Raw genomic sequence first — 19,285 nt, forward strand, 5'->3', positions numbered from 1 at the left:
AGTTAAGCCATCTTATTTAAAATTTGCTTCTTATCTATCTTTTGCATAAGCTCTAAGACGTCTATGCCTCTTTTTTCTTTGAAATTTAAAAGCTCTCTTGCATAGAGAAATTTTTGATCCTTATTTATATCATAGGTCTCATACTTCTTCTTAACCTGCATAGGTTTAAATTTCTTCTCACTTTGCTCTTTAGCAAAATTTGCATTGTATTCTTGTTCTTCTTTGATTATCTGCCTTCTTTGTTCTTCAACATCCTTTGTTGCTTTCTCTCTTGCTTTGGCAAATAATGTTTTAAATTCATCTATGCCTATATCAGTCCTTTTTAAAAGATTAAGAGATTCATCGTTATAGTTTGGATATAGAGAAGACATGCTATCCATAAATGCTCTTAGGTCAGCCTCCTCTTCTTTTGTGCCAAGACCTATCATCTTACCTTCTATTGTTGGTTTGCCGTCTATAGAGTTATCCCTCAGAAAATCCATATAGCCTTGAAGTTCCCAATCTATCGCTTTTTCTATGGTTTCTGGATATTTTCCGTATAGAGCTCTTCGCTCTTCTGGAGAGTATTTGTTTGATAGCATACTATCTATTTTATCTATGGTTTTTGTTATCCAGTCTTCCGTTCCTTCTTCTATACCGATTATCTTATCTAGTCCAACACCAAATGGTCCTTGCATATAAGCATCAACTTTAGCTTTCTCATCTTCTGCAGATAAATTTTTATTGCCGTGAGCTATGTAGTCATCTAAAATTTCTTTATATTGCATCGATCCATTATAGGTAGTAATAAACATTTTAACTCCCCCCCTTAAGCCTTTATATCAACATCTCTTTTTACACCAAGCATATCTACTAGGTATTTTCCAGCTGGGTTTTCATTTAGCTCTTTTACTAAATTTAAAGGTGGCATGCTAAATTTCAAAAAGCTATCCATAAAGTCTTTGCTCTTTTTACCATCTTTGTCTATCTCACCAAAGAGTAGCTTTAGCATTTTTAGATTGCGCTCCATCATCTTTTTAAATGAGAGTTCATCTTCTTCATATCCCCTACGCCTATCTTCAGGAGTGCTCACAAAGCCACTTTGTAAGTCGATATAGACAAAGTCTCTTTTAGATCTGATGTAGTCTTGCATATATTTAGGCATACCTGCTATGTCATTATCAGTAGCATTTATAAAGCCAGATCCAAATTTCATCTCACCCATTAGATCAAACAGCTCAAATGCTCTATTAAATTCTTTACTATCTACGCTCTTATCATAGCCTTCTCTTTTGCCTTGTGCTGTTGTCTCGCCCTCTCTCACATCAAGGTTATTGTTTATAACAGCTGCTAAAAGTCCGCCTTTGGTTATAGAGCCATCTTTATTTGTGTATTTCTCTCCGTGCGGATCCATAAATACACCAATGACCGTGTTTTCTTTGCCACCATTGTTGTTGTTAAAGATATCTGTTGTTGGCTTTAGTGGCTGCCTGCCATCTCCGCCATCAAAGCTTGGATTGAAAAAGAGCGTGCTTATCATAGATTTGCTGGAATCTTTGCCGTTAAAATCAGCCGCAGCCGAGCCAAATTCATGAATGGAGTTATGGATCTTGGTTACTTGCATACTTTGGCGGTTATACTCAAAGCCTTGTGGGAAATTTCTTATCTCATCTAAGCTAAAGCTATCTTTTGAATTTAGCGTGTCTTCGCCAACTACTTGTGAGAGGATTTTGTAGGCATTATTTACGGTTTTTAGTATATCGATGCTGTCAAAAGCCCTTTGCATATAGTCAGGCTGCGTCTCTATCCTGACTAACGACTCCAGCGTGCTTGAGTGAATTTTATAATCACTTGGTATGCCAGCTTGTTTATTAAACTCATCTGTAAAGTAGCCATCTTTATCTATCTTGTAGCCTAAAACTTCTGAGCTGGTTTGGTTGATAGAAGCTTTGGTTGATACCTTTATGTTCTGCTCTAAATTCAAGGGGTAGCTACCAAGTGCGTTTATCATCTTAGATCCTTTTAGCTTTAACTCACACCAAAGATATCGTCTTTTTTATGAAAAGATTTATTTTGCCAAGGCTTTTTAGTCTGCATAAATTTACTCCTAAACTCTTGTATCTACCTTTTTATAAAGCCTATCTTTGCTAGATAGTTCTTTAAATTTTAGGTCATTTTCAAGGTAGGTGATGTTGTGAATTTCTTTGGTGGTGATGCTTTTGCCGTTTTCAAGTCCGATCAGAAATTTACTTGTAAATTTATCAGAGAGGTTTTTAACGAGCTTTGCTCCAACTTTGCTCCAAGCTCTTTTAGCAGTCTCACGCTCTAGCTCTTTACCGCCGTAAGTAGCCACTGCTTGCATACTTCTTGAAACGCTAACGTTTGAAGTAAAAATTTGCACCGCGTTTGAAGTCTTTTGCACGCTTGATTTGATCTGATCGTCAAAGTCAAAAATCTCTAGCTGTGCATTTTTCTTTGGGGCAGCTAAGCTGTCGGTTAGCCAAGAGTGCTCTATACCTTTAACACTTGAAGTGCCAATAAGTTTAAGTATAGGCGTCTCGTCAGCACCTATTAAGATTATGTTTTCATAGACTGAGGGCTTTAAGCCTTCGCGTTTTGTAGCTGGGGCTTGAAACCCAGTTGTAGTTATTGCCATTTCTTTGCTCCTTTTATGCAATTTAATGGCAATTTATCATTTGTGGCTGTGCCAAATCTACCCAATTTTGGCAAAGTTAGAATATTTTTTGTTTTTTTGAAAAAGAGAGCAAGCCCTAAAGATAGGGCTTTTAATTATTCTTGGAGTTTTTAGTAGATATATAGCTAGTTTTTGCACCTTGACTAATTTTATTTTTAGTTAGCCTATTAACTGCTTTAGCTTTTACTCCGTCGCTTATGTCTTGGTTTAATAGCACTTTCTTAACTAAGCCTACCTTATCGCTACTTGTATCTATCGCATCAAGTAGCTTAAGTTTTGGGTTCTCAAACTTTACAACTCATTTAAAAAAATAAAAACTTTGTTAAAATTCTAAAAAATTTTATATCAAATTTTATAAAGACATATACATTGGAGCTTTAATCTAAAAAATTAATCAATCATAACTCTTTTTTATGATTTAACTTTAGCCATGTCTTTATTTTTTAGAAAAACCCTTAAGTCAAATTTAGTCCAAAAGGTCTAAAATAATAAGATAATAAATTTAAAAAGATGAATAACCCAACAACATAAAAACAAACATAAAAAAATACTACACCTAACCAATAAAAACCAATTAAAAAGGAATAAGAAAGTAAAAAACTACTATTTTATACTTAAATAGAAATAAACACTAATAAAAACCAGAATTAATAATATAAGAATTAAAGCAGATAAACAACAAAGCCCGCAACGACCTACTTTTCCAACATCCCAGTAAGGGAGAGTATCATCAGCCAGGACGAGCTTAGCTTCTTGGTTCGAGATGGAGCAAGGCGTTTCCTCGTCTGTATAGTCACGGGCAGTGTTAAATAAAAGATATACTAGATAAATCTCTTATTTAACACTACTAAATAAAGTTAAAAGTCATAAACAAAGTTTTATAAAAACATATCTTATTAAGTTTTTATCCTTAACAAGGAAGTGATGCTTATTAAAAGATAAGCAGACGAGCTATTAGTACTGGTCAGCTAAAGGACTTTCATCCATTACACACCCAGCCTATCAAACACATAGTCTATATGAGCTCTTAAAAGAAGATTCATCTTGGAGTTGGCTTCCTGCTTAGATGCTTTCAGCAGTTATCACATCCCAACATAGCTACCGAGCGGTGCCCTTGGCAGGACAACTCGTACACCAGTGGTTGGTTCGACCCGGTCCTCTCGTACTAGGGTCAACTCTCCTCAATCTTCTTGCGCCCACGGCAGATAGGGACCGAACTGTCTCACGACGTTCTGAACCCAGCTCGCGTACCGCTTTAAATGGCGAACAGCCATACCCTTGGGACCTGCTCCAGCCCCAGGATGCGATGAGCCGACATCGAGGTGCCAAACCTCCCCGTCGATGTGAGCTCTTGGGGGAGATCAGCCTGTTATCCCCGGGGTACCTTTTATCCTTTGAGCGATGGCCCTTCCACACAGAACCACCGGATCACTAAGACCGACTTTCGTCTCTGCTTGACGTGTATGTCTCGCAGTTAAGCTGGCTTATGCCTTTATACTCTACGAACGATTTCCAACCGTTCTGAGCCAACCTTTGTAAGCCTCCGTTACATTTTGGGAGGCGACCGCCCCAGTCAAACTACCCACCAGACATTGTCCTACTTGAGGATAACTCAAGCTAGTTAGCTATCAGAATAAAAAAGAGCGGTATCTCAACAATGGCTCACCATAAACTGACGTCTATGGATCAAAGCCTCCCGCCTATCCTGCACATTTTTATCCCAATAGCAGTGTCAAGCTGTAGTAAAGGTCCACGGGGTCTTTCCGTCTTGCCGCGGGTAGGAGGAATTTTCACCTCCACTACAATTTCACTGGATCCCTCTTCGAGACAGCTCCCATCTCGTTACGCCATTCATGCAGGTCGATATTTAATCGACAAGGAATTTCGCTACCTTAGGACCGTTATAGTTACGGCCGCCGTTTACTCGGGCTTCGATCAAACGCTTCGCAGAGCTAACGTCATCAATTAACCTTCGAGCACCGGGCAGGCGTCACACCCTATACATCCTCTTACGAGTTAGCAGAGTGCTGTGTTTTTGGTAAACAGTCGGGAGGGACTCTTTGTTGTAACCTTCAATGCTTACGGAGTAAATCCTTCACAAAGTTAGGCACACCTTATACCGAAGATACGGTGCTATTTTGCAGAGTTCCTTGAAGAGAGTTCTTCCACGCGCCTTAGAATACTCATCCCACCCACCTGTGTCGGTTTACGGTACGGGCAACTATAACTAAACTTAGAAACTTTTCTTGGCTCGACAGTATCAAGGATTTACGATTCATTCCGAAGAACTTCACGCACCTGTAAGGCCTCGGCTTAAAGGAGTTCGGATTTGCCTGAACTCCAACCTGCACCTTTCGACCAGCACTACCATCCGCTGGCTCCTCTAACTCTAAGCGTCCTTCCATCGCACATTATAGTTGGCATTGGAATATTAACCAATTTTCCATCGCATACCCCTTTCGGACTTTGCTTAGGACCCGGCTAACCCTACGATGACGAGCATCGCGTAGGAAACCTTGGGTTTACGGCGTTGGGGATTCTCACCCCAATTATCGCTACTCATGCCTGCATGCTCACTTGTATTCGCTCCAGCACTCCTTACCGGTATACCTTCAACGCAAATACAACGCTCTCCTACCACTTAGTAAACTAAGTCTAAAGCTTCGGTACTCATTTTAGCCCCGTTATATTTTCCGCGCAGAATCACTAGACCAGTGAGCTATTACGCTTTCTTTAAAGGATGGCTGCTTCTAAGCCAACCTCCTGGTTGTTTAAGTAACTCCACATCGTTTTCCACTTAAATGAGATTTAGGGACCTTAGCTGTTAGTCTGGGTTGTTCCCCTCTCGACGACGGATTTTATCACTCGCCGCCTGACTGCCATGATTACACACTAGGTATTCGGAGTTTGATAGGGTTTGGTACATTGGTGTATGCCCTAGCCCATTCAGTGCTCTACCCCCTAGTGTTACTACATGACGCTATACCTAAATATATTTCGGAGAGAACCAGCTATCACGATGTTTGATTGGCCTTTCACCCCTATCCACAAGTCATCCCATAGCTTTTCAACGCTAGCGGGTTCGGTCCTCCACCGGCTCTTACACCGGTTTCAACCTGCTCATGGATAGATCACATCGTTTCGGGTCTGCAACGTCTGACTAAACGCCCTATTAAGACTCGCTTTCGCTACGGCTCCGGGTTTCCTTAACCTCGCCAGACATCACAACTCGCAGGCTCATTATGCAAAAGGCAGTCCATCACCCTGATAAATCATAGGGCTCTGAATGATTGTAAGCAAATGGTTTCAGGTTCTATTTCACTCTGATCACCTCAGTTCTTTTCACCTTTCCCTCACGGTACTTGTGCACTATCGGTCTAGTAGTAGTATTTAGGGTTGGATAGTGGTCTACCCAGCTTCAGACAGAATATCACGTGTTCCGCCCTACTCAGGATACTGCTAAGTAAAACAAAGCTTTCATATACGGGGGTATCACCCTCTGTGCCTAACCTTTCCAGGTTGTTCTATTAGCTAAGTTTAGTCTATATTGCAGTCCTACAACCCCACTAGTAAACTAGTGGTTTGCCCTCTTACGCGTTCGCTCGCCGCTACTAGCGTAATCTCTTTTGATTTCTTTTCCTGAGGGTACTAAGATGTTTCAATTCCCCTCGTTCGCTCCGTTATACGGTAACTAATATCTCTATTAGTTGGGTTGCCCCATTCAGAAATTCCCGGATCAAAGCCCCTTGACGGCTCCCCGAGACTTATCGCAGCCTGGCACGTCTTTCATCGCCTCTACTAGCCAAGGCATCCACCACTTGCTCTTTGTAGCTTACCTTTTCTATATTAGATTATTCTAATTCGCATCACTTCCTTGTTAAAGATAACTTTATGTTACTACATTTAAATTCTAGCTCTCAAGACGGAAAGCATTGACTACTATTTAGATAAGTTTTAAATCCTAAATAGATTGTGATGTCAAACTTTTGCATTAAATGCAAAGAGAATAGAAATTTAAATCTTTAACAAGTCCTGTAAAATTGTTTTTAAAACTTGCTTGTGACTATTAACAATATTAATTAAAAGAACATTTAGACTTCGCAGACTAGCAAGCTAGCCTTTACGACCAAAGAGTTGCACCCTTTGGAAACCCCTAAAGCACAAAGTTGCTTTCGGCAACTTTATAATCAATAAAGATCAAGTACGCTTAAAAGTCTAAAGTAAATGTTTCTTAAAACACTTAATATAGACTTTTGCTGTTAAACTATTTTATGGTGGAGAATAGCGGGATCGAACCGCTGACCTCCTGCGTGCAAAGCAGGCGCTCTCCCAGCTGAGCTAATTCCCCAATTAAATTCTCTGGTGGGCCTAACAAGACTTGAACTTGTGACCTCACCCTTATCAGGGGTGCACTCTAACCAGCTGAGCTATAGGCCCCTATAGGTCTATCAATCTTTCAAAACTAAACAAGGATGATTGAGAATATCTTTCTTATAGATATCTTGTGAGAGAATATCTATATGTACTCTAGAAAGGAGGTGATCCAACCGCAGGTTCTCCTACGGTTACCTTGTTACGACTTCACCCCAGTCGCTGATTCCACTGTGGACGGTAACTAATTTAGTATTCCGGCTTCGAGTGAAATCAACTCCCATGGTGTGACGGGCGGTGAGTACAAGACCCGGGAACGTATTCACCGTAGCATGGCTGATCTACGATTACTAGCGATTCCGGCTTCATGGAGTCGAGTTGCAGACTCCAATCCGAACTGGGACATATTTTATAGATTTGCTCCATCTCGCGATATTGCTTCTCATTGTATATGCCATTGTAGCACGTGTGTCGCCCCGGACATAAGGGCCATGATGACTTGACGTCGTCCACACCTTCCTCCTCCTTACGAAGGCAGTCTCATTAGAGTGCTCAGCCGAACTGTTAGCAACTAATGACGTGGGTTGCGCTCGTTGCGGGACTTAACCCAACATCTCACGACACGAGCTGACGACAGCCGTGCAGCACCTGTCTTAACATTTCTGCAAGCAGACACTCTTCTATCTCTAGATGATTTGTTAGATATCAAGTCCGGGTAAGGTTCTTCGCGTATCTTCGAATTAAACCACATGCTCCACCGCTTGTGCGGGTCCCCGTCTATTCCTTTGAGTTTTAATCTTGCGACCGTACTCCCCAGGCGGTATACTTAATCCGTTAGGTGCATTACTGCCAAGACTAGCTTAGCAACAACTAGTATACATCGTTTAGGGCGTGGACTACCAGGGTATCTAATCCTGTTTGCTCCCCACGCTTTCACGCATTAGCGTCAGTTGAGTTCCAGCAGATCGCCTTCGCAATGGGTATTCCTGGTGATCTCTACGGATTTTACCCCTACACCACCAATTCCATCTGCCTCTCCCTCACTCTAGATTATCAGTTTCCCAAGCAGTTCTATGGTTAAGCCATAGGATTTCACAAGAGACTTGATAATCCGCCTACGCGTCCTTTACGCCCAGTGATTCCGAGTAACGCTTGCACCCTCCGTATTACCGCGGCTGCTGGCACGGAGTTAGCCGGTGCTTATTCGTTAGGTACCGTCATTATTCTTCCCTAACAAAAGGAGTTTACGCTCCGAAAAGTGTCATCCTCCACGCGGCGTTGCTGCTTCAGGGTTTCCCCCATTGAGCAATATTCCCTACTGCTGCCTCCCGTAGGAGTCTGGACCGTGTCTCAGTTCCAGTGTGACTGATCATCCTCTCAGACCAGTTATGCGTCATAGCCTTGGTGAGCCATTACCTCACCAACTAGCTGATACAATATAGCCTCATCCTACACCGAAAAACTTTCCCTATCTAACTTATGCTAGAGAGGAGTATAGAGTATTAGCAGTCGTTTCCAACTGTTGTCCTCTAGTGTAGGGCAGATTAGCTATACATTACTCACCCGTGCGCCACTAACTCATAAGAGCAAGCTCTTACTTGTCCGTTCGACTTGCATGTATTAGGCACGCCGCCAGCGTTCACTCTGAGCCAGGATCAAACTCTCCATATTAACCTTCTTTAACGTAAAGCAAAGCTTTACTAAGAAGCAACACTAAAGACTAAGATTGCTAATGCAATCTAGTAATAATGTTTTTACTAAAATTGCTTTTAGTATTTATTATGAAGTTTTTAATCAAAAAAACTTTTAGTTTTTATATTAGTTTGTCTAATCTATTATTTAATCATAATAGACTGGCTCAATCGATCACTTGTTTAGATTTCAAAGATTGACTAATAGTTTAACAATTGTAAGTTAAAAGAACTTTCTGCTCTGCGTTCTGCAAAACAGAAAGTGAAGTATATAGAAGTGATGCTTAAAAGCAGATAAAAATCAGGCTATTTTTTAAAAGCCCATAAATAAATTTTGAAGTCCAACCTTTTCATTAAAAATAATATCTTTTTTATTTGGATCGTACTTAAATTTACTTACTACTTTTTTGCCATCTTCTTTTAAATATCCAGCAGATATAAGTGTTGGCTCGATAAGAGTCATCTCAGGGAAGAGCGTATCAAAAAATTTAGCCAAACTCTCATCCGCGCTTAGCTCACCATTAAGTGATAGCTTATCAAAGATCGCAAGCTGACTTTCTCCGCTTTTAAAGCCATTGATAGCAGCATCTAGTTTTAAATTTATCGCATTATTGCCATTTTTAAAGCTTAATGTATCCACTTTCACACTTGGATTTTTCTCTAAAATTTGACCCATTACTTCGTCCAAATTTAACCCAGCAAAGATACTATCATTTGTATCAACATTTACATTACTTAGTCTATCAAGTATATTATTTATAGTTGGCACATTGATATTTGCTATTTTGCTATCTAAGATAAAATCTGTAAATTTCACTTTATTAACAGCAACTGCACCTATCTTCACTACATCATTTGAGCTACCAAGATCATTTGAGACTTCAAATTTCGAGCTATACTCAAGATCATCTAAAGCAACATTACCATCTTTTTCATCTAATAATGCTAGTTTTTTGATCTTAGCTTTTGCTACGTAAGGGGCTAGTTTGCTCTCAAATATCTTTGAAATTTCAACTGGCACAGTGTAGCTTGTATCTATATCGACGCCTTCAAGATTAACTTCTGCTTTATTTTCTTCGTTAAGGTCTTTTAATGAAACTTTCTCAAGACCCAAGTTTGCGCTATTTACATTATCTTTTGCGTCCAGTTTCAAGCCAAATTTCACATCCTTTGTATGAACGTTCATAGTTTGCTTGTCACTAAAGTCAATGTCACTAAATTTAACTTTTACATCTTTATCGCCACTCACGCTAGCCTTTGTTTTAGCCGTTGCGACGACGTTTGATCCAAGAAATGAAGCTACGATATTTTTTATCGCTTCATTTTGTATAGAAATTTTTGAGTCGATGTCAAAGCCATTTACAAATGCAAGCACTGAGTGAGAAATCTCATTTTCTACCTTAAAATTTAGATCCTCATCTACATCTTTGCCGGCTAAATTTTTCAAAAGATCCTTTGAAACGATAAGATCAAACGATCCTTTTGAGCCAAAAAAGCCTTTTTGATAGCTGTTTTCTGAAACTTTAAAGCCATTTACATCATTTAGTCTATCAACTATCCTTTGATAGTTCTCCTCGACCTTGTTTGAGGCGAAATAAACAGCGCCTGCGACGATCACGATAACTACGATTAGAGCAGATATCACCTTTTTCATGCTTTTCTCCTTTTTGTAATGTGTTGTAAAAATAACCAGATACCTAATAACAAGCCAACCATGGCAAGTGGCATGATATAGCCATGCTCGCCAAGATAGTTACTCACACTCATAAAATAATCCCCTGCTTTATAGCTTGCAAGACCGACGATCACTGCCCAAAGCACTGAAGAGATCAAATTTATAACACTAAATTTATAAAAAGAGTATTTTGTAAGTCCAAGTGCGATAGGCACCAAAGTTTTGACGCCGTAGATAAATTTTTTGATAAATATTATCTTATCGCCATGCTTTTTAGCCAAAATTCCAGCGTAGGCAAGCTTTCTTTTGTGATTTTTAACATAAGGCATAAGCGAGCTTTTATTAAACCTTGCGACGTAAAAGATCAAAGTATCGCCGATCGTGTTTGCCACGGCAGCGACGATTATGCTAAGAGTGATGTCCATCTTACCAGCAAAGCTTAATATCCCAGCGGCAATAAGTGCTACCATGCCGCCACCAAGGCTATATAAAAATAGCACGATGTAGCCGTAAGTTGAGATTGAGTTTATAATATCTTGCATCATTGCCCCAAAAGCTTAGAAGCTGAAGATATTAGCTGCTCGTATGCGTAGCCACTTTGTTTTAAAATTTCATCCTTTGCGCTTATCACTGCTCCGCCAAAGCTTGCTCCTGCGAAAAATCCATCATTTGCAGCGTATGCGTAGATGTCGCTTGAAAATTTAAAATCACTTACTTTATTATAATTGCGCCCGATATCGCCAAATGCCACTGAAAGCTTCGTATCAAGCGTGATCTTGGCGTCTTTTATGTCGTAGATAATGCTATCTTTAAATATAAATAGCACAAGCGAGCTATCTTCATAACCAAGCTGGATGCCGATACTGCCGCCACTTATACTAACTGGCAAAATTTCACTTGGCGAGTTGATGTTGCCAACGACCATGATGCCATCTCCGCCCATGCCACCGACCACAAAACCGACTTTTTTTACACTTGGAAAGATGATCGTCGCTTTTGACTGCTCGATGAGCTCTTTTATAGGAGCGTTTCTAGCGCCTCTCATCGTCGTTATAAACGAATTTGCCGAGTCTAGCACGAGCTCCTCGCTAGCAAAGCCAAGCGAGAAAAACATTATTAATGATAAAAGAAATTTCATATCTTGCCGTTATTTCGCAAAATCAACAGCGCGAGTCTCTCTGATGACACTTACTTTTATCTCACCAGGATACTGCACCTTACTCTCGATCTCTTGAGCGATCTCTTTTGCCACAAGCACTGCCTCATCGTCGTTTATAAGTTTAGCATTTGCGATGACGCGGATCTCACGGCCAGCATTGATCGCATAAGCTTGTTTGATACCCTCTTTGCTTTTTGCGATGTTTTCGATCTCTTCAACACGTTTTAGGAAGCTCTCAAGCACCTCGCGTCTTGCTCCTGGACGAGCTGCACTTAGTGCGTCAGCTGCGCAAACAGCAGCACTTTCTATACTTGTAGCCTCTTCGTGGCCATGGTGAGCATAGATCGCGTTGATGACGACTGGATGCTCTTTGTAGCGTTTGCAAATTTCAGCTCCAAGATCGACGTGGCTGCCCTCGTACTCGTGAGTTAGCGCCTTGCCGATGTCGTGAAGTATGCCAGCTCGTTTTGCTAGCTTCTCATCTCCACCACACTCAGCTGCGATGATGCCAGCAAGGTGAGCTACTTCGAGGCTGTGGGCAAGGGCATTTTGACCGTAGCTTGCTCTAAATTTAAGCTTGCCTATTAATTTTACTATCTCTGGATGAATTTTATTTAGACCAAGGTCCATGACGATATTCTCACCCTCTTCTTGTATGCTTTGCTCAAATTCTTCAGTTACTTTTTTGTGAAGATCTTCTATCCTCGCAGGCTGAATTCTGCCATCCTCCACTAAAAGTTCGATCACTCTTGTAGCGATCGCACGTCTGTAAAGGTTAAAGCTACTTAGTATGATCGCGTGCGGGGTATCGTCGATGATGATATCAACGCCAAGCACCATTTCAAGGGTTTTGATGTTACGTCCCTCTTTGCCGATGATCCTACCTTTTAGTTCATCGTTTTTGATATTTACGACATTTATCAGACGTTCAGCCGCAAATTCTCCAGCAAATCTTGACGTAGCCTGCGCCAAGATATAATTAACCCTCTTTTTAGCCTCTCTTTTTGCCTCTTCTTCGTACTTTCTAACGATGTGAGCGATGTCGGCGCGTGACTTCTCTTCGACCTTTTTAAGCACGACCTCTTTTGCCTCTTCCTCCGTTAAACCAGCAGCGTGCTCAAGCACTCTTATCGCCTCTTCTACTTTGTTTTGATAAGTCGCTTTTAAATTTAAACCCTCTTCGTAAGTGACCTTTGCATCTTGCTTGTCTTTTTCAAAAAGCTCTTTGCTCTCGTTTAAAAGCTCTTGCTCATTTAGCAAAATTTTCTCTTTTTTGGTCAGCTCATCAAATTTACTTGCATACTCTTTTTGAAGCTTTGTCGTCTTGTCATCGTATCTTTTTTTGGCCTCAAATTCAGCCTCTTGCACTGAAATTTTAGAGTTTTTAAGCGTTAGCTCAGCTTCATACTCGATAGCTTTTGCCTTTGCTTTTGCCTGCTCTAAAAATATATTGTAGTTTGCATCATTTATCTTTTTGGCGTAGAGATACCCTGCTCCAACGCCCACCACACCGGCTCCTAAGCCTATTAAAACCTCTATCATTTATTCCTCTTTTTATATAATTTTTGCTTGGGGTTATATAAAAGTCTCCTACCGCATCGTGCGCCTGCGAGAGCACATCTTTGGTGTAGAAGTCTTTTACCTCTAAGAAAACTATCAGTTTTGGCTTAACGGGCAAAGTGTCAAAAAATCTATCGTAAAATCCTTTTCCGTGCCCTATCCTTGCCATAGCTCCATCAACCCCAATGGCTGGAACTACCGCCATATCGAGTTTAACATTATTCATTTTTTTGCCAGATGGCTGTCTGACATTAAATTTATAAGTTAGAAATGGCAGTCGCAATCTTACCATCTCTAAGCTAAGACCTACCATAAAAGGGGCAAAAATTTCACATTTATGTGATAAATTTCGTCTTATTTTAAGCACATCGACTTCGTAGTTAAGTGGCAAATAAAATAGCACCTTTTTAGAATTTGTGTAATTTATCAAATTTAAAAGTGTTTTTACCGCCTTATAATGCTTGCATTTTGCTCTAAATTTAGTGAGCTTTATCAAATTTGCTCTTGCATTTTTTCTAAATTCGTTTTTTTCTAAATTAACGCTCATTTTATGCTCTTTCTTGTATAATCCTGAAACATTTTTCAAAAGGAAATTTATGACACTAAAACGCGCAATTATAACATCACTTTGTCTTTTTGCATTTTTCGGATGCGGCGACGACAAAAGCCAAAAGAGCGAGCAAAACACTAGCGAGCCAGCTGTGCAAAGTAAAAATTTAGAAGAAAATGCCAGCAAAGATGAAAATTTAAGCAAAGATACGCTCACACCAAAGATAAGCGAGAGCGCACAAAGCGACGAAGTAAAAGATATAAGCCTAAAACTGCTTAACGGCACAACTATGCAGATCACAAAAAGAAGCAACGGCTTTGACGTAAAAGATGGGAAAAAAGCGACACTTTATGTATTTTTCGCCACTTGGTGCCCACCTTGCAAGGCTGAGATCCCATCTTTAAACAACCTAAGTGAGAAATTTAAAAACGAGCTAAACATTGTTGCTGTCTTGCTTGAAGACAAGAGCGAAGACGAAGTTAAAGAATTTGCTCAAAAATATAAGATCAAATACGACATCGCAGTTGGCGAGGGAAATTTCTTATTTGAAAAGGCGATGGGCGGCATCAAAGGACTCCCTGCATCTGCACTTTTTAAAGCAAATGGCGACTACGCTCAAGGCTACATCGGTCTTGTGCCTGAAGAGATGCTTGAAACTGACATAAATAGGGCCATAAAATAATGCTTGAGTTTTTGAAAAGAGGCTTTGAAAAGACCTTTGGAGCGATAAGCTCGGCTAAAAAGTCAAAAAAGATCGACAAAGAGAGCTTAGAAGAGATTTTACTAGAAGCTGACGTGGCTTACGAGATCGTGGAGGAGATTTTATACTACTTGCCGCCGCAAGATGAAGTGAGCAGAGCTGATCTTAGACGCGTTATGAGTAGCTATTTTATCTACGAAAAGGAGCGTGTGATCGAGCCTGATAAGCCATTTGTCGATCTCATCCTTGGCGTAAATGGCGCTGGAAAGACGACAACCATCGCAAAGCTAGCAAATTTATATAAAAATAACGGCAAAAGCGTCATTTTGGGCGCTTGTGATACATTTAGAGCTGGGGCGATCGAGCAGCTTCGCCAATGGTCAATCAGACTAAATGTGCCAATAGTCGCCACCCAGCAAGGGCATGATCCTTCAGCTGTGGCTTACGACACGATCAGCTCGGCTCTTGCAAAAGGCATCGACCGCGTCATCTTAGACACGGCTGGCAGGCTTCAAAACCAGACAAATTTAGCAAACGAGCTTGATAAGATCGTTCGTATCAGCAAAAAAGCCTACGAAAAGGCGCCTCACCGCAAGATCCTCATCCTTGATGGCACGCAGGGCAACGCTGGCGTCGCGCAGGCAAAGGCATTTAACGATATCGTCGCGCTTGATGGCGTCATCATCACAAAGCTTGACGGTACTGCAAAGGGCGGAGCGCTATTTGGCGTGGCAAGAGAGCTTGAACTACCTATATTTTATATAGGCGTTGGCGAGAGCATGGATGATATCATCAAATTTAACCCAGACGAGTTTTTAGATGAGCTGATGGACGCCATTTTTGAGTAGGGTAAAATTTCTTAGTAAAATTTGCTTTTTCGCTGCTCTTTTGGCGATTGATATTCTTGCATTTACTCCAAAAAGTCCCGCGATCATCGAAAATTCGTGGGACAAAGCAAACCATTTTTTAGCTTTTTTCGTCCTTTATATACTGCTCTACCTTGGCTATGAGTTTAAAATTTTAAAAAATTTAGCCCTACTTTTAGCCTTTGGAGTGCAAATAGAGCTCGTTCAGGCATTTTTACCAAATAGGAGCTTTAGCCTGCTTGACATCGTAGCAGACATGATCGGAGCGGCTTTTGGAGTGATAGTAGTTGAAATTTTAAAAAGGATATATTATGGCAAAAGCAAAGCCAGTTTTTGAGTGTCAAGCCTGCGGTAATCAACAAGCAAAGTGGCTGGGCAAATGCCCACAATGTGGGGCTTGGGATAGCTTTGTCGAGCTTAGCCAACAAGAGATAAAGATAAGTAAAGAAATAGCAAAAAGCAGTGGCACACCCAGTAAAGCCATAAGCATCGACGAAGTTGAAATTCAAAATTTTACGAGATTTAGCACCAAAGATAGCGAGCTAGACCTTGTTCTTGGTGGTGGCGTGGTCGAGGGCTCGCTTGTTTTAATAGGCGGCAGCCCGGGAATTGGCAAATCAACCCTGCTTCTAAAAATCGGCTCAAATTTAGCAAAAGATGGCAAAAAAACGCTCTACGTAAGCGGCGAAGAGAGCCAAAGCCAGATAAAAATGAGAGCCAACAGGCTAAATGCTGTGGATAAAAATTTATACCTACTAACTGAAATTTGCCTAGAAGATATCCTGCTAGAAGTGCAAAAGAGCGACTATAAGGTGCTAGTCATTGACTCCATTCAAACGCTTTATAGCCAAAATATAACCTCCGCGCCAGGCTCGATCACGCAGGTTCGTGAGATCACATTTGAGCTGATGAGACTTGCAAAGAGCCAAAATATCTGCGTTTTCATCATCGGACACATAACCAAAGAGGGCTCGATCGCGGGACCTAGAGTGCTTGAGCATATGGTCGATGTGGTGCTTTATTTCGAGGGTGATGCAAGCAGAGAGCTGAGAATTTTACGTGGATTTAAAAACCGTTTTGGCTCGACGAGCGAGGTTGGTATATTTGAGATGAGCCAGCACGGACTGGTGAGCGCAAATGAGGTCTCAAGCAAATTTTTCACACGTGGCGGGGCGATGAGTGGGAGCGCGATCACCATCATAATGGAGGGCTCAAGGGCGCTTAGCATCGAAATTCAAGCACTTGTTTGCGAAAGCGCCTATCCAAAGCGAAGCTCGACTGGCTTTGAGAGAAACCGCCTAGATATGCTGCTAGCCCTACTTGAGCGAAAGCTTGAAATTCCACTTGGGCACTACGACGTCTTTATAAATGTTTCAGGTGGCGTTAAGATAAGCGAGACTGCGGCCGATCTAGCCGTCATCGCAGCGATAATCAGCAGCTTCAAAAACCGCCCTATCAGCAAGGACAGCGTCTTCATCGGCGAGCTAAGTCTAAACGGCGAGATAAGAGAAATTTTCAATCTCGATCAGCGACTAAAAGAGGCAAAAACGCAGAAATTTAAAAATGCCATCATCCCAAACAAACCGCTTGACACGCAAGGTCTAAAGTGCTTTTACGCCAAAGATATCACGCAAGTGCTTGAGTGGATGTAGAGATAGTTTAAATTTATGAATAAGCAGGTTTTTAAAAATATTTTAAAAACCTTATCACTCACAAACGAGCTGATATAATTTTGGGGCGTATAAGCTTTTATAAAAACACTTAAATTTACTCAACAACCACTTCTATCCCACTTGGACAAATTTTAGCAAGTGGATTGTTATACTCTTGGTGGCATTTTTCGCACTTTATGACGCCTAGTTCTGCACTTACCTGCTCTGCGTTGTAGCAATGCGGACAAACGACGTAGCCATCTGCTTGTGTATCTACTCCGGTAGCTTTAATGCTTGGGTCTTGATAGTCGTTAAAGATTTTTCTAAATTCGCTTTTATAAATTTTAAAATCAATAAAACCAGCAAACTCAACTACATAATTTCTGAACGCAAAATGGTATCTATTCTCTTTTTCTCTAAAATTTAGATCATCTTCAAAAATTTCTTGCAAATCCGACCAAAAATTTTCATAATTAATATTTTTTGGAGCAATGCTTAAGACATCGTCTATCCTAACAACATTCCAACTATTTGGGATACTGCCATCAATAATATCAAAAAGCTCGGCATTAAATCCGCAAATACCATCAAAATCATCCTTGTTATACACGATGATAAATTTTACCTTGCCTTCATACATCTCCATCAGCAAGACATCATAAATAGTATCTTTTTTAAGCCTATCAAATACACTTAACTCGCGAAGCTCAAGCGATGAAATATCAACGCCTGCTTTTAGTTTTACTTTCAAATTTATCCTTTAGATTATGTCATCTCTATAAATTCAATAGCTCTTTTAAGTATAAAATTTAGCCTATCAACGCTTGTCATCGCTTCAAATTTGCCGTCATCTAGCTTCATATAACACCAGCTTTGACCGCTATTTTTTAAATATTCATATCTTGTTTTATTGTCAATATTTATGTTTATTTTAACTAGCTGATGTTCAAAATTTAGTTTAAAGTCAGATATCTTGCCTAGTGTTTGAAAGTCATTTATAGCCTTTAACTTTAACTCTATGTCATTGTTAAGTCTATTTTGCACAACTTCTTTATCAATCTCTCTTTTTCTTTGCATAAAATTTTCTATAACAGAGGGCTTTATATCTACTAAGTCAAAATAGTAACTATCAAAGCTAGATGCCATTTCTTCGTATGCAACGATAGTGGTACGACTGCCTTTTGATAGTCTCCAAGAACTTGGCGCAAAGTTATCTAAAATTTCAAAATATTTAGAATCGTAAAAGAATGGATACCATCTATTGTTATCATAAATAAGAAAGCTAACCTTTGTCTCTTCAAAGCGTAAAGCATAAACTGTATATTTTTTATAAAGTCTAAAACCCCACTGTTCATCATCGACTTTTATGCATCTTACTATCACTTAAGCTCCTCAATTAACTTTCAAATTTCTTTTTAGTAAAAACTTCTTTAAATTTTTGCAAGTATTTAGCGGCTCAAGTATACAAAAATAGACTATTCTTAAAGCAGATAAATTTCACACGATCATCACTGCGGCTATGGCAAATCCACCGTCGTGGGTTATACTAAGGCTTGCTTCTTTGATATTAAAGCTTGTATAAATTCTTGGGCTAAATTTTATCTTCGGTGCGTTTTTTGCGTCTTTACTGAGCATAATGTCTAAAAAGCCACACTCTTTGCTGATGCCCACACCAAGGGCTTTGCTAGCTGCTTCTTTGGCCGCCCAAAATCCAGCCAAAGTCGTATCATTTTTTGCTAGCGCGATCTCGCTGTCACTTAAAAATCTCTTTAAAAAAAGCTCGCCGTGACGAGCCTTAAGTCTTGAAATCCTATCTATCTTAACGATATCGATGCCTATCATTGCACCACAAAATCAGTAAAAAATATGTTTTTGATGTAGCCATCATTTAGCACTTCATTTAGCTTGCCTACGATCTCGTCTTTTAGTCTATCCTTGCCCTTTGCAGTGCTTACTTCTTCGTAAGTTTTAGAAGAGAGCGTTCTTATGATGATATCTCTTAAAAGTGCCTTTTTCTTATCAAGCTCGGCTGTTAGTAGCTCGTCGCTTTGCTCCAAATCGATCTTAGTTTTAAGAAATCTCGAGCCATTTTCACTAAGTAAATTTACGACAAACTGATCGAGCGGATATATCGGTCCCATATTCGAATAGTCGTTGCCACCGCGTTTTGCTTTGTTTTGAGCGGGTGCAGACTGAGTTTGAGTCTGAGCTGGTGTTTGCGCCATATTTGCCTCTTTTGGCTCGTCAGAACTAAGCATCAAAAACGCCACTAGCCCTCCGATAACTAGCAATAAAACAAATATCACGATGATGATTATCATCAAAGCGCCATTGCCACCTTTTTTTGCTTTTTTCTCTTCAACTTCTTCAGCCATCTTTCCTCCTTT

Annotated in this window: 16 protein-coding genes, 2 tRNA genes and 3 rRNA genes; 4 read left to right on the plus strand and 17 right to left on the minus strand. The window is 40.2% G+C overall.

All coding sequences use genetic code 11. From position 1 onward, the window contains the following. Positions 1–2: 2 nt before the first annotated feature. The 13 genes from MTT09_RS06140 to MTT09_RS06200 form a co-directional block, all read right to left on the minus strand. Positions 3–794 (minus strand): cell surface protein, encoded by a 792-nt coding sequence (locus MTT09_RS06140; RefSeq protein ID WP_429803184.1) that lies wholly within the window; start codon positions 792–794, stop codon positions 3–5. 14 nt (positions 795–808) lie between these two features. Further along, positions 809–1,990, minus strand: coding sequence for a Cj0814 family flagellar-dependent secreted protein (locus MTT09_RS06145; protein ID WP_429803186.1), 1,182 nt, complete (start codon positions 1,988–1,990; stop codon positions 809–811). 96 nt (positions 1,991–2,086) lie between these two features. Continuing rightward, complete coding sequence (locus MTT09_RS06150) at positions 2,087–2,635, minus strand: SU10 major capsid protein (RefSeq protein ID WP_429803188.1); 549 nt, start codon at positions 2,633–2,635, stop codon at positions 2,087–2,089. 721 nt (positions 2,636–3,356) lie between these two features. After that, positions 3,357–3,475, minus strand: a 5S ribosomal RNA gene (rrf, locus tag MTT09_RS06155). Positions 3,476–3,608: 133 nt separating this feature from the next. Beyond that, positions 3,609–6,512, minus strand: a 23S ribosomal RNA gene (locus MTT09_RS06160). A gap of 434 nt (positions 6,513–6,946) precedes the next feature. Beyond that, a tRNA-Ala gene (locus tag MTT09_RS06165) sits at positions 6,947–7,022 on the minus strand. A 12-nt stretch (positions 7,023–7,034) separates the two neighbouring features. Then, positions 7,035–7,111: transfer RNA gene (locus MTT09_RS06170), tRNA-Ile, on the minus strand. A gap of 94 nt (positions 7,112–7,205) precedes the next feature. Next, positions 7,206–8,716, minus strand: a 16S ribosomal RNA gene (locus MTT09_RS06175). Together the 16S, 23S and 5S rRNA genes with 2 tRNA genes alongside form the textbook arrangement of a ribosomal RNA operon. Before the next feature lie 333 nt (positions 8,717–9,049). Beyond that, on the minus strand, positions 9,050–10,390 hold the full coding sequence (locus MTT09_RS06180) for a DUF945 family protein (RefSeq protein ID WP_107944901.1): 1,341 nt from the start codon (positions 10,388–10,390) through the stop codon (positions 9,050–9,052). Beyond that, positions 10,387–10,953, minus strand: a complete 567-nt coding sequence (locus MTT09_RS06185; protein ID WP_180996272.1) for a DedA family protein — start codon at positions 10,951–10,953, stop codon at positions 10,387–10,389. Before MTT09_RS06185 ends, MTT09_RS06180 begins: the two co-directional genes overlap by 4 nt. After that, positions 10,953–11,549, minus strand: a complete 597-nt coding sequence (locus MTT09_RS06190) for a lipid-binding SYLF domain-containing protein (protein ID WP_021085236.1) — start codon at positions 11,547–11,549, stop codon at positions 10,953–10,955. Before MTT09_RS06190 ends, MTT09_RS06185 begins: the two co-directional genes overlap by 1 nt. 9 nt (positions 11,550–11,558) lie before the next feature. Further along, on the minus strand, positions 11,559–13,112 hold the full coding sequence (gene rny / locus MTT09_RS06195; protein ID WP_034901872.1) for a ribonuclease Y: 1,554 nt from the start codon (positions 13,110–13,112) through the stop codon (positions 11,559–11,561). Continuing rightward, positions 13,033–13,677 carry a 5-formyltetrahydrofolate cyclo-ligase gene (locus MTT09_RS06200; protein ID WP_429803191.1) on the minus strand — a complete coding sequence of 215 codons (645 nt, stop codon included), beginning with the start codon at positions 13,675–13,677 and terminating at the stop codon, positions 13,033–13,035. The genes rny and MTT09_RS06200 overlap by 80 nt, the downstream gene beginning before the upstream one ends. A 49-nt stretch (positions 13,678–13,726) precedes the next feature. Here MTT09_RS06200 and MTT09_RS06205 point away from each other — a divergent pair, with 49 nt between their 5' ends. The 4 genes from MTT09_RS06205 to radA are packed head-to-tail and all read left to right on the plus strand — an operon-like array spanning position 13,727 to position 16,898. Then, on the plus strand, positions 13,727–14,362 hold the full coding sequence (locus MTT09_RS06205; RefSeq protein WP_429803193.1) for a TlpA family protein disulfide reductase: 636 nt from the start codon (positions 13,727–13,729) through the stop codon (positions 14,360–14,362). Next, on the plus strand, positions 14,362–15,228 hold the full coding sequence (gene ftsY / locus MTT09_RS06210; RefSeq protein WP_429803195.1) for a signal recognition particle-docking protein FtsY: 867 nt from the start codon (positions 14,362–14,364) through the stop codon (positions 15,226–15,228). Before MTT09_RS06205 ends, ftsY begins: the two co-directional genes overlap by 1 nt. Next, positions 15,221–15,583, plus strand: coding sequence for a VanZ family protein (locus MTT09_RS06215; RefSeq protein ID WP_012001849.1), 363 nt, complete (start codon positions 15,221–15,223; stop codon positions 15,581–15,583). Before ftsY ends, MTT09_RS06215 begins: the two co-directional genes overlap by 8 nt. Further along, positions 15,558–16,898 (plus strand): DNA repair protein RadA, encoded by a 1,341-nt coding sequence (radA, locus tag MTT09_RS06220; protein ID WP_429803197.1) that lies wholly within the window; start codon positions 15,558–15,560, stop codon positions 16,896–16,898. Before MTT09_RS06215 ends, radA begins: the two co-directional genes overlap by 26 nt. A gap of 115 nt (positions 16,899–17,013) precedes the next feature. Here radA and MTT09_RS06225 read toward each other — a convergent pair whose 3' ends face one another. The 4 genes from MTT09_RS06225 to fliL form a co-directional block, all read right to left on the minus strand. Next, positions 17,014–17,649, minus strand: a complete 636-nt coding sequence (locus MTT09_RS06225) for a hypothetical protein (protein ID WP_429803199.1) — start codon at positions 17,647–17,649, stop codon at positions 17,014–17,016. A 14-nt stretch (positions 17,650–17,663) separates the two neighbouring features. Next, positions 17,664–18,281 (minus strand): hypothetical protein, encoded by a 618-nt coding sequence (locus tag MTT09_RS06230; protein ID WP_429803201.1) that lies wholly within the window; start codon positions 18,279–18,281, stop codon positions 17,664–17,666. A gap of 114 nt (positions 18,282–18,395) precedes the next feature. Further along, complete coding sequence (gene acpS, locus MTT09_RS06235; protein WP_429803203.1) at positions 18,396–18,740, minus strand: holo-ACP synthase; 345 nt, start codon at positions 18,738–18,740, stop codon at positions 18,396–18,398. After that, entirely contained in the window at positions 18,737–19,273 is a 537-nt protein-coding gene (fliL, locus tag MTT09_RS06240) for a flagellar basal body-associated protein FliL (protein WP_429803205.1), read from the minus strand. The genes acpS and fliL overlap by 4 nt, the downstream gene beginning before the upstream one ends. Positions 19,274–19,285: the final 12 nt, after the last annotated feature.

Origin of the sequence: Campylobacter concisus (genome assembly GCF_050447505.1) — a bacterium.
GTDB lineage: Bacteria > Campylobacterota > Campylobacteria > Campylobacterales > Campylobacteraceae > Campylobacter_A > Campylobacter_A concisus_BP.